Below are 11667 nucleotides of genomic sequence, written 5' to 3' on the forward strand. Positions count from 1 at the left end.
GGATGTCTGCTGACCTACAGCTAGAGTCTCTGCTGTCAGATGATAAAATCTCTGCCTTAACAAAGGTAGTTGAAATTTTATCTACGGCTGAAAACAAATATGGGTTACTGTCTGCAATTCAAGGTTTTTTATCTGACGAAGAGATGCTAGGTAAGGTATTATCTTCTGTCATAAATGACCAGACACTAGGTCTTATGACTAAGTGGAATAATTTAATGAAGCTTGCAGACAAGTTTGCCGATGAAACAACCATAGAAAACTTAAACGCTGTACTAGACCTAGTTGGCATACTAAACAAGACTGGTATTCTAGACCCCATTAAAGGACTATTACAAGACGAAGAAACACTAGGAAAAATCCTATCTGCAATAGTAAATGACACCACACTGAACCTAATGAGCAAATGGGGAAACCTAGTAAAGCTTGCAGACAAGTTTGCCGATGAAACAACCATAGAAAACTTAAACGCTGTACTAGACCTAGTTGGCATACTAAACAAGACTGGTATTCTAGACCCCATTAAAGGACTATTACAAGACGAAGAAACACTAGGAAAAATCCTATCTGCAATAGTAAATGACACCACACTGAACCTAATGAGCAAATGGGGAAACCTAGTAAAGCTAATGGAATTTGCCTCTAACGAAGAAACTATAACTACGCTGAATGACGTATTGGAACTTTATGGTAAACTAAAGAAACTCGGCTTAATAGACGTAGTTAAGGGAGTACTTGACGATGAGGAGACTATAGGAAAAGTTATGTCAGCTTTAGTGAATGACTTTACATTTAATTTATTATCTAACTGGAATCTTATAGTAAGTGATCTAGCAAAAATAGACTTAACTAACTTTAAGTACTACACCTTACTGGTCAACGAGACTGGAGAAGCGTTAAAAGAAGAAAAAATCTTGAAAATTGACCATTGGTGGGACTTACTCAACATGTTCAAGGACCCTGAAGTAAGAGTTGGTTTAGGCGTAGTAGTGGCAATCCTAAAGCACATCGGAAGATATCATATGCAATATATAGGAGACGGTAAAAAGTAATAAACAAGAATAATAATATTTTTTACTTCTACTCTCTTTTCTTTATTGCGTGAAACTATACACTCACTTATTATTCTCTACAGGCTTACTTACACTGTTAGGCACAACACTAACCCATCATTTCTATGCATCACTCCTCTTTTCAGGAGTAGTAGCGAGTATAGGGAACACACTCATCGACAGGCTGGGGCACGAAACGAGGTACTTTTCAGGGAGGGAAGTAATAAGGAGGACACCGCTAACACACACCGTCCCCAGAAGTGTAATGTGGGGAGTAATACCAGCAGTAATAATAACTGGCTTATACTACTTAACGTTTAACCAACTCACACCCAGAATTATAGAACTTACAATCATAAGCTTATTAAATGGCCCGTCCCACATGCTCCTCGACGCTTTCACAGAAAGGGGGATATACCGTAAGGTGAACGGGAAGTGGAGGAGAGTAGCACTAGCACACTTCCGCTATAACGACTTAGCGGTGAATAGCTTAGCCTCATTGACAGGTATACTAATGCTCTTCGTAGCAATGCAGTTAACACATCCTTACTATTACAGTTATTATCCCTAGATTGTCACTAATTAGACCTCTTTGTATAAACTTTCACTACACATATTCTCAGTTTAAAGGAATTACTTCATCGTTCCGTTACGGTCGCTTTCATCACGCAGTTTTTCATTTTGTGATCAAGTATTTAAGGTCTTACGTGCTAATACTTATTTTAGCTTTCTTGATATAGGTGATAGAATTGTCATTATGGTATAACATTAAAGACTCTGATGTTTACCTCCACAAGGGTATTACCTACTACAGTCAGGGGCTCTATGACGACGCGTTAGGGATGTTTGAAATGGCCCTGAAAGTAGACCCGGCAAACGTCGAGGCACATAATTATAAGGGACTTTCTTTAATAGGCCTTAGTAGATATGATGAAGCCCAAAGAGAATTTGAGGATGTCTTAAAACTAGACCCACAGAACCTCGTTGCCCATCTAGGTCTTGGAGTAGTACTCCTAAACAAGGGAAAGTATGAAGAAGCTTTAAAGGAATTTAACAAAGTGTCAAGGAAAAACCCTAACTCAGTAGAGGTACATAACCTGAAAGGACAAGCATATTATAAAATGGGTAAGTATGAGTCTGCAATCAGGCAATACAATGAAGCACTTAAGCTAGACCCAAAAAACGCAGCAATCCATTACAATAAAGGTCTAGTCTATTTTGCCATGGGGAATTATAGAAAGGCTATTGAGGAATTTGATATAGCAGTCACGCTGGAGCCTACCCTCTTTGAGGCGATTAGGAAATTAGAAGAGGCAAAACTTAAACTTTCACAGCAACCCCCTAAGACCAGACAACACAGGGCTGTAAAAAATACACAAGATATAGATTATAGTAAATGGATAGGGAGGAAAATATACGGTTATAAAATAGAAAATATACTCGGTGAAGGGGGTTTCGGTATTGTATTCTTAGTGAGCTATAGTGGAAAATACTATGCCATGAAAGTCAGGAAGATCTCTTATTCCCAAGGTATATCCAACAGTCTAACTAAGATAGCCTTAGATGTCTTCCAGGACCTCCAGACAGAGTCGGCGAACTTAATTAGCTTATCTAAAAAGTCCCCTCACCTAGTCGAGATCTATGCGATTTATATAGATTCTAACAAGTTGAGGAACGCAATTGAAGGGAACATGAGAGAATATACTCAAAGCCCGCCGGCGATTATAATGGAATATATGGAAGGAGGTGATATAAGGTCAATAGTAAATGACCGTATAGTATACTCTTCTTTGTGGTACAAAGTCGTAGCCTCAATAGGGTACCAAATAGCCAGTGCCCTTGAAGTAGTCCATAAAGAGGGTTACGTCCACTTAGACGTAAAACCTGAAAACTTCTTTTTATCTAAAAAAGTGAACGTAAATACAGCCCAGGACCTTCTGTCCTACTTTTCCGGCGGTAGCCTGACCGTAAAGCTAGGAGACTTAGGTGCTGCAAAAAGGATCGGTCAGAGAGTGACAGAGATTTCGCCACTTTATGCACCGCCAGAACAGTTCAACCCGAACTCGATAGCCGACCCTAAAATGGACATATTTGCTCTGGGTGCGTCCTTATACTCTCTGTACAAAGGAGTAAGCGGTTTTAATCCACCTGAAATATCTAACTCCACCTATCCCGACGTAGTCAGTAAGTATTACGCTTACTTTAACAACCTAGTAAACGACTGTAATATGAGAGGGCAAAACTGCAACACCCTAGAGAGGGTACTCTTATGGCTAGTGCATCCAGACCCGCGCCAAAGACCTTCAATGACCACAGTAAAGGAATGGTTAAGTAGGGTATAGAAGGAGAAACTTTTTACCCTTGGAATAGAATGGATAACTAATGGTAGTCGCCTGCACGAGAGATTGTTATGACACTTGCATATTTTCTGAGGACTATAGACCTCTTAATTTATTTCCAGTAAACGGTTTTACTTGTTCTAGGGGTAGAACAGACCTAAAAAGGAACGAGATCAACCGGGTTATGTACCCAATTGTCGAAGGTAAAGAGGTAGACATTAAAGAGGCTATAAGGAAAACCGCGGAAATAATAAAGGGGACCCCCAAAGACCTCATCCTCCACGTAGACTATGATGGGAATCAGGGCCTTCTCACCTGGTATTTCCCCTCGAGGCTGTGGAACGCTTTGGGTTCTCTCTCAACTGATTATTCCATATGTTCGGCAGAAGGCCACGAAGCTATAAAGTTACACTACGGCTCTTCGTTGGGTGCATTACCTGAAGACTTTGAAAAGTTTGGTTCAGTAGTCTTCTGGGGGAGTGAAGCAGTATTCTCGTTTATCCACGGCTGGACTCTACTGAAGGACAAATATAAAGTTACAATAGATGTAAGGCTGAGCGAAACAGCGAAAAGGAGCGAAAAAAAGTATATAATTAAGCCCTCGAGCGACTCTTACCTAGCAGTTGGAGTCTTAAAGCATTTAATTAAGGGCATACCTCCCCAGTCTCTGCTCGACGACCCGGTAAAATTAAGGAATTACCTAGATTCATATAGCTGGAGTGAAATAGAGGAAGTAACAGGTTTAAGTAGGGCCAGTATAGAAGAATTAGCCGAAATATATGTAGAAAGAAGGCCTCTAACTGTGATAGGGTTTGCATTAGGTAGGACTTACCATGGAGGGCATGCAATATCCCTGATATCACTGATCCCGGCTTTACTGGGGATCCCAAACGGTTTTTATTATTCTAACAGTCAAGGTCTAGGCATAGATTTTAACTATCTAAGAGGCCTTCATCTCGCTAGACCTTCTGGGATAGTCCCCATGGCAAAAGTAGGAGATTATATTGAAGAGGGTAAGGTGAAAGTGTTATTCGTGTGGAATTCTAACCCATTACATTCCCTGCCAAAAAGTCATAAAATTCTTAAAGCCGTTAGAGATGGTGAGTTAAAGTTGATAGTCCACGACCCCTTCAACAGTGAGACTGCTAAGGTAGCTAACATAGTAATCCCTGCACCTACTTTCTTGGAAAAATACGACGTAGTCTATAGTTATTGGCATAACTTAATTGTATTTAACGAGCCCATAAGGCCTAAGATAGGAGTTGACGAAGTGACACTTATGAGACTTCTAGCTAAGGAGATGAACCTCTCCCACCCCTTATTAGAAGAAGACGAATGGGGTGCACTAGATCACGCGCTAAGGGGCACTGGTGTCACTGTACAGAAATTAAAGGAAGAGAAAATAGTCAAGGTCAACGTTAAAAAAGAGATAAAGAGAGTTAAAGTTGATCCTCTACCCGAACTAAAGAGACCCCCTGAGGGGGACTATCTAGTCTTCTCTTCCCATCCTAACCACACAAACAGCCAGTTTAAAGAGATTTACGGAAGTCAGGGCCTTAAAGTATATAACTGTTGCTATGACGGGGCTGGGCTGCTAGAAGGTAACGGGATCAAGGTGAGAGTCAAGTTCGTTAAAAATGAATCCATACCGAAGGGGGTATTCTTCGCGTATAAGTCAGACCTAGTTGATGGAGAAGCCCTATTAAACACCGTAGTTTCTGGCGAAATGAATGACTACGCTCAGACGCCGGTACTCAACGGAGTGATCAGAGTCATTATGAAATAAATTGTAATGTGTTACTAATGCTATTTGGATTTAATGTAATACCATATTTGTAATGAAAATATTAATAAAAGATGACTTACAGAGAGAATAACGAAAGGAAATGGCAAAGGTAAAGTTCAAGTATAAGGGAGAAGAGAAAGAAGTAGATACTTCTAAGATAAAGAAAGTGTGGAGAGTAGGAAAAATGGTATCGTTTACCTATGACGACAACGGGAAGACCGGTAGGGGAGCAGTAAGCGAGAAAGACGCCCCTAAAGAGTTACTAGACATGTTAGCCAAAGCCGAAAAAGGAAAGTGAATTATTTATTGTGTAGACAAGACTGAAGTAATTAAGCTGTTTTTACATCCGTTTTTTCAAACCTCAACCCCACTTATTTTTAAATTCATTAATATCCTAAATTATTTAGTTTATTATCATTAGTCAAACGTATAAGTAATAAAACAAAAATAATATTATGAGTTCAGTTATAGCTCTTTTTAAAATAGTCCCTGACGATACCCTGATAAGAATAACACAAACTGGCCTAGACTTAAACGTCCCCTATAAGATAAGTACATACGATAAGAACGCAATAGAAGAAGCTGTCAGGATGAAGGAAAAGTACAGCCTGAAGGCGATGGGGATTACTGCCGGGGTTACAGATAGGAAAAGTATAAGAGAAGCATTAGCTATGGGGCTTGATGAAGTCGTCGCGATAGAGATGAGAGAGATGGATATCCAGACTACTGCAGAAAATATAGCTGAACAAGTGAAGGGCTTAAGCCCTAAGCTCATAATCGGTGGGGAGACCACTACAGACAGCAGCGGTGGAGTCTTCATCCCCTACTTAGCTTCACTGTTAAACTATCCCATAATAACTTACGTTAAGTCCCTAACGCTCATTGAAGACAAAGTGAGGGCTGAGAGAAATTTGACCTCTTTCACCCAAACCGTTGAAAGTGAACTACCAGCAATAGTATCTGTTGTAGGAGAGATAAACACACCTAGGATCCCTGGGGTAAAGCAAATCCTCGAGTCCCAGAAGAAACCCGTAAAGACAATAAATTCGACAGCCATCCCTAAAGTAAAAATTACAGCTATTACACCTTATACGATACAGCGTAAAAAAGTAGTTATAGAAGGAAAGATGGATGAAGCGGTTGACAAGCTTTTACAGTACTTAAAAGGAGAGGGTGTATTATGAGCTCAACTGTAGTTATCTATTCCGAGGACGTAGATTACATCAAGACCGGAATCGCCTCTACAAAAGGTAAGACGATAGTAATATCACCTAGGGAGGTTAGACTTGGGGACGAGAACCACGTAATAAACGAAATTGACGAACAGTTAATAGCGGAATACATAGCCAGATTAAAACCTGACCTCGTATTAACGGGTAGTAGCAAGAGGGATAAGACAGTTGCTGGACTAACTGCAGGGTTACTGAGAGTCCCTATAATACCGGACGTCATTGAGCTTTCAGAAAATAAGGCTAAAAGGGTAGTATACAGTGGCATGGCTATTGCTGAGCTGGAATTTTCCTACCCGATAGTCATTACCTTGGTCAAGAAAAATACCGACATTAGAGAAAACCCTGACTGTAAAATTATAAAAGCAGACTTAAGCGGGAATAGCAAGGTAAAAGTCGTCGAAGAAAAACATAAAGAAGGCGGGAGTATAGACCTATCGAGCGCTCAGATAATAGTCAGCGTGGGGAGAGGTGTAGGTTCGAAAGAGAACGTCAAGTACGCTGAGGAGTTAGCTAACGCTTTAGGTGGGGCAGTAGGTGGTAGTAGACCTGTAACAGCCGAGTTAGGGTGGTTGCCCGAAGACAGACAGATAGGACTTTCAGGTACTAAGGTAAAGCCCAAGTTATATATTGCGTTGGGGATTTCGGGGCAGCCGCAACATTTGGCAGGGATAAAAGATAGCAAAATTATAGTAGCCGTGAATAAGGACAAAAACGCACCTATCGTCGAGAACGCAGACTATACTATAATAGGAGACGTAATAGAGTTCTGTAAGGTATTTGCTCAAAAGGTGAAAGGTATTTGAGCTTTGACGCAGACGTCATAATAGTAGGAGGGGGGCTTTCAGGGCTCTCAGCCGGTATTACGATGGCAAGAGAAGGGCTGAATACAATACTACTTGAACGCGGAGAGTACAGCGGGGCGAAGAACGTCTCAGGCGGGAGGATGTATATCCACTCCCTCCTTAAATTGGTCCCTGACGCGCTGGAAAAGGCCCCCTTGGAGAAGCCCATAACAAAAGAGACATACCTAATGTTCTGTGAAAATAACAAGAAAATTTCTTTCAGCTTTGAGGAAAAAGGGAAGAGGAACAGTTACAGCGTATTGAGGGCTAAATTCGATAGGTGGCTCGCTAATGAAGCCGAAAACTTGGGATTACTAATATCTTATTCTACTAACGTGTACAATGCGTACAGAGAGCACGAGGGGATAACACTAGAGACAGATAAAGGAGCCCTGAAGGCACCTATTGTCATTGACGCCTCTGGAGTAACATCAGTAGTCTTTAGGAGCCTAGGGTTAAGGAACTTTTCTCCCGATAAGTGGATGCTAGGAGTTAAGGAAGTAGTAAAGGGTAATGGGCTAGAAAGAGAAGAGGGTGAGGCTATAACTGTAGTAAACGCTATAAAAGGGGCAAAAGGGGGCGGGTTTATTTACACAAATAAGGACACGCTATCAGTAGGGTTTACTATAACTTTCGATTCCATACCTAAGAGCGAAAAGCCTGCTAAAGACCTCGTGGAGGAGTTCAGAGAAAAGATGGGAATTGAAGGTGAAGTATTAGAGTATTCAGCACACGCCATCCCATATTATGGTTATAAGAACCTCCCTAGGCTATACGATAAAAACGTTATAGCTGTAGGAGATGCAGCCGGTTTTCTAATAAATGACGGTTTTACTATAAGGGGAATGGACTTAGCCATTGCCTCCGGAATGGTCGCTGGAATTGCAGTAAAGAAATTGGTCGAGAGTAGGAATTATGAGAATACTGAAATATATTACAAGATGTTAGAAGAGAGTTTTATTTTGAGACACTTAGAGCTAGCCTATAATAGGTTTAGCGTGATAAATTCCTCACTTTCACTATACCCTGACGTAATATGTAAAGTGCTTAGTGACATGTTTACAGTTAGTGAGGATAGGAGGACTCTAATCAGCGATGCCCTTATCAGGCTTAAAGAGAGCGGTATTACTTTAGGCAAAGCCTTAGATGACTTAAGAAAGGTGGTATTATGATCCCTTTACTGAAAAGACTAGGCCTAAATACGTACGATGTTGATAGTACATCCCACATCCAAGTAGACACTGATAAGTGCGTACAGTGTGTTGGAAAACCATGTACTATATCGTGCCCTGCTGGTACATATGAAGCTTCTCCAGACGGTAAGATTATAGTGCACTACGAGAGGTGTCTTGAATGTGGCGGGGCCCTAGTTATATGCCCTTATGGTGCGATCAAGTTTAGGTTTCCTAATGGTGGTGTGAAATATAAGTACGGGTGATTATTTAATAAATTAAATGTTTGACTTCAAACAATTAGACAATAAAATATTAAAATCCAAAACACAACCATAAGTTATGCAATATAAATGGATAGCACTAAGCAACACCACTATAGGAGTCCTCATGGCGTCAATTAACGGTACGATAACAATAATCTCACTCCCCGCTATATTTAGAGGGATTGACATAAACCCACTTACGTCTTTCCAATACCTATTATGGATACTAATGGGGTATAATGTAGTAACAGCTACTCTACTGGTGACTTTTGGCAGGCTATCAGATATATACGGGAGAGTAAGGTTATACAATTTAGGTTTTTTAATATTTACTATTGGCTCAATTCTACTTTCTCTCACTCCTAATACCGGAGATACCGGAGCCTTGGAGCTAATAATTTTCAGGATAATTCAGGGGATAGGCGGAGCTTTTCTATTCGCAAATAGCGCAGCAATTATTACCGACGCATTCCCTTATAATGAAAGAGGAAGAGCCCTAGGAATAAACCAGATTGCAGCACTGGCGGGATCACTTGTAGGGTTGATCTTAGGCGGTATACTTTCAGTAATAGATTGGCGGTTAGTCTTCCTTGTAAGTGTGCCAGTTGGAGTGTTAGGGACTGTATGGAGCTATACCAAGCTAAGAGAGACTAGTAAGCCAAATAAATCCGAGAAACTGGACATACCGGGTAATGTTACATTCGGTCTAGGTCTAGTATTGATACTGCTAGGGGTCACCTATGGGCTCCTACCTTATGGCGACTCCCAGACAGGGTGGGGAGACCCGTGGGTCATTGCGTCTATGGCTGTAGGGGCCTCACTTTTAGTGGCGTTTATCTTTGTGGAGAGAAAAGTAAAGTATCCCATGTTTAGGTTAGAGTTATTTAAAATAAGGTCATTCGCTGCTGGAAATTTAGCGAGTATACTTAGGTCATTCGCATATGGCGGGCTCATGATAATGATTATTATCTTCCTACAAGGTATATGGTTACCCCTCCACGGCTATTCATATTCTGAGACGCCCTTCTGGGCAGGGATCTATACAATACCTTTAATGGTAGGTTTCGTATCTATGGGTCCAATAAGCGGTTATCTGTCAGATAAATACGGTGCAAGAGTTCTGGCAACACTAGGAATGGTCATTGTCGGTATTGGGTTCTTCTTACTTACCACTTTACCTTATAATTTCAGCTACCCTGAGTTCGCTTTAATAATATTCCTCATGGGTTTAGGAAACGGTATGTTCGCGGCTCCTAATACTTCATCTATAATGAGCAGTGTCCCTGCAAAACACAGAGGTGCAGCCTCGGGTATGAGAGCTACCCTGCAAAACACCGGACAGACGGCTAGTCTAGCACTGTTCTTCACGATAGTAATACTCTCGCTTTCAGCGACATTACCCCACGATTTGGCAAGTGCTGTAGCCCAAGCTGGTGCACCCCAATTGGCACCGTTGGCACAAAAAGTCCCTGTAACTGGAGCACTTTTTGCAGCATTCTTAGGATATAATCCCGTTAGAGCATTGCTAGCAAATCTACCGCCAAACACGATCCCAGCTTCAGCAATAGCAGTTATGGAGCAAAGGACTTGGTTTCCGACGGCAATTGCCCCGGCATTTATGCAAGCACTGAGGAACGCTTTCTATATTGGGGGTATAATGAGTTTTATAGCTGCTATAGCTTCAGCTTTAAGGGGAAAAAGGTATATCGCGGAGGTGGAGAGTGTTGAACAATCAGGGACTTAAATTTTTCAGCACGATTGCCAAAGTCCATAGGAGCTTCGTAAGGGAACTGAATAAGAAGTTTGCAGACAAGGGGATGAACTATTTGGACTTCCTTATCTTAAGAGCTGTGATGGAGAAAGAGTCTACCATGAGCGAATTAGCTAAGAGGTACTATGTAACTCAGGCTACTATCACTGCGAGCGTAGACAGGTTAGAGCAGAAAGGTTACGTAGAAAGGAAAAGGGATCTTATAGATAGGAGGGTTGTTACGGTTAAAATAACAAAGAAAGGAGAGGAAACCTTTAAGGACTTACTCAAGGATTACTCTTCATTAGCAGATGAAGTAATTAAGAATATAAAAGTGGACGATACAATCGAAATTTTACAAAAAATATTAAATAAACTAGACATACTTAGTTCTAAGAGTTAGTTAGTTCTTCTAACCATTTTTGCCATTTAATCCCGTTCTCGTCCATTCCTGTCTCTACTTCATACCCCATCCCCATCCAGCCGGCCATTCCGCCTATTACGTAGTATACTTTTCTACCTTTCCAAAGCTCCGGCATACCGTAAGTAGCATACCTAGCTCTGTTACCGTGCTCGCAGAATACGGCTATCTCTGTATGAGGAATTTTATGGATCAGCACGTCTAAATAGTCCATAGGCACTAATAGTGCTCCGGGTATATGATGATCCTCGTATTCCATTGGAGTCCTTATGTCAAGGACGAGTACGTTGTTCTTCTTCCATAATTTCCTTGCTACAGACGGGAACACATCAATTATATGAGGATAATATGGAGATGAATACTCTTCGTTTACTTTCATCTTAACCCTACTTTAACTCTGTTAAAGTAACTTAAATTTTTTTCTTTGAAATGAATTTAACTCAAAATATTTGTTTTTAATTAATTTTTTTGTTAATTCAGTATCTAATTTATATACAAATTAATAAAAATAAGAAGAATTTAAATAAAAACATATATATCCGAAATATATTTAATAACATAGGGAGGGGTAGATGTCTTCCTATAAAATCCAAAAAAGTCTTGATTTAACCGGGACTTCATGTGCAGGTCCAATAGGCGAACTATCTGGTGTTATGGACGAAATAGGAGCTGGAGAAGCTATTGAAGTAATTCTAGGAGATGAAGCTACAAAAAAAGACATTGTAGCTTGGGCTACCAAAAAAGGGTATAAAGTACTAAGTGAAACAAAAGACGGTAGTAAATTCAAACTAGTTATACAGAAGTGATACG

13 protein-coding genes are annotated in these 11667 nt (G+C 40.6%); 12 read left to right on the plus strand and 1 reads right to left on the minus strand.

The window, feature by feature from the left end; genetic code table 11:
* The first annotated feature begins 2 nt into the window (after positions 1 to 2).
* The 11 genes from KN1_RS07885 to KN1_RS07935 all read left to right on the plus strand — a co-directional run bounded on the left by KN1_RS07885 (position 3) and on the right by KN1_RS07935 (position 10839).
* Entirely contained in the window at positions 3 to 1049 is a 1047-nt protein-coding gene (locus tag KN1_RS07885; protein WP_225905625.1) for a helical membrane plugin domain-containing protein, read from the plus strand.
* Between the two features lie 49 nt (positions 1050 to 1098).
* Entirely contained in the window at positions 1099 to 1620 is a 522-nt protein-coding gene (locus KN1_RS07890) for a DUF1286 domain-containing protein (protein WP_221286869.1), read from the plus strand.
* A gap of 178 nt (positions 1621 to 1798) precedes the next feature.
* Entirely contained in the window at positions 1799 to 3391 is a 1593-nt protein-coding gene (locus KN1_RS07895) for a tetratricopeptide repeat protein (RefSeq protein ID WP_221286871.1), read from the plus strand.
* Between the two features lie 40 nt (positions 3392 to 3431).
* Positions 3432 to 5174: a molybdopterin-dependent oxidoreductase gene (locus KN1_RS07900; RefSeq protein ID WP_221286873.1), complete on the plus strand. Its 1743-nt coding sequence runs from the start codon at positions 3432 to 3434 to the stop codon at positions 5172 to 5174.
* A 100-nt stretch (positions 5175 to 5274) separates the two neighbouring features.
* The gene (sul7d, locus tag KN1_RS07905; RefSeq protein ID WP_221286874.1) at positions 5275 to 5472 is read left to right on the plus strand and encodes a Sul7d family chromatin protein; all 198 of its coding nucleotides are present in this window, start codon (positions 5275 to 5277) and stop codon (positions 5470 to 5472) included.
* Positions 5473 to 5629: 157 nt separating this feature from the next.
* Positions 5630 to 6358, plus strand: coding sequence for an electron transfer flavoprotein subunit beta/FixA family protein (locus tag KN1_RS07910; RefSeq protein ID WP_221286876.1), 729 nt, complete (start codon positions 5630 to 5632; stop codon positions 6356 to 6358).
* Positions 6355 to 7209: an electron transfer flavoprotein subunit alpha/FixB family protein gene (locus KN1_RS07915; protein ID WP_221286879.1), complete on the plus strand. Its 855-nt coding sequence runs from the start codon at positions 6355 to 6357 to the stop codon at positions 7207 to 7209. The genes KN1_RS07910 and KN1_RS07915 overlap by 4 nt, the downstream gene beginning before the upstream one ends.
* The gene (locus tag KN1_RS07920) at positions 7206 to 8420 is read left to right on the plus strand and encodes an FAD-dependent oxidoreductase (protein WP_221286880.1); all 1215 of its coding nucleotides are present in this window, start codon (positions 7206 to 7208) and stop codon (positions 8418 to 8420) included. The genes KN1_RS07915 and KN1_RS07920 overlap by 4 nt, the downstream gene beginning before the upstream one ends.
* Entirely contained in the window at positions 8417 to 8686 is a 270-nt protein-coding gene (locus KN1_RS07925; protein WP_221286883.1) for a ferredoxin family protein, read from the plus strand. The genes KN1_RS07920 and KN1_RS07925 overlap by 4 nt, the downstream gene beginning before the upstream one ends.
* 76 nt (positions 8687 to 8762) lie before the next feature.
* Entirely contained in the window at positions 8763 to 10430 is a 1668-nt protein-coding gene (locus tag KN1_RS07930) for an MFS transporter (protein WP_221286884.1), read from the plus strand.
* A complete protein-coding gene (locus KN1_RS07935; protein ID WP_221286886.1) occupies positions 10411 to 10839 on the plus strand; it encodes a MarR family winged helix-turn-helix transcriptional regulator in 429 nt (142 codons plus the stop codon). The genes KN1_RS07930 and KN1_RS07935 overlap by 20 nt, the downstream gene beginning before the upstream one ends.
* Here KN1_RS07935 and KN1_RS07940 read toward each other — a convergent pair.
* Positions 10829 to 11236: a rhodanese-like domain-containing protein gene (locus KN1_RS07940; RefSeq protein ID WP_221286888.1), complete on the minus strand. Its 408-nt coding sequence runs from the start codon at positions 11234 to 11236 to the stop codon at positions 10829 to 10831. The two genes, KN1_RS07935 and KN1_RS07940, sit on opposite strands and share 11 nt — an antisense overlap.
* A 193-nt stretch (positions 11237 to 11429) precedes the next feature.
* Here KN1_RS07940 and KN1_RS07945 point away from each other — a divergent pair, with 193 nt between their 5' ends.
* Positions 11430 to 11663, plus strand: coding sequence for a sulfurtransferase TusA family protein (locus KN1_RS07945; RefSeq protein ID WP_221286889.1), 234 nt, complete (start codon positions 11430 to 11432; stop codon positions 11661 to 11663).
* The last annotated feature ends 4 nt before the right edge of the window (positions 11664 to 11667 follow it).

The organism is Stygiolobus caldivivus (genome assembly GCF_019704315.1).
Lineage (GTDB): Archaea > Thermoproteota > Thermoprotei_A > Sulfolobales > Sulfolobaceae > Stygiolobus > Stygiolobus caldivivus.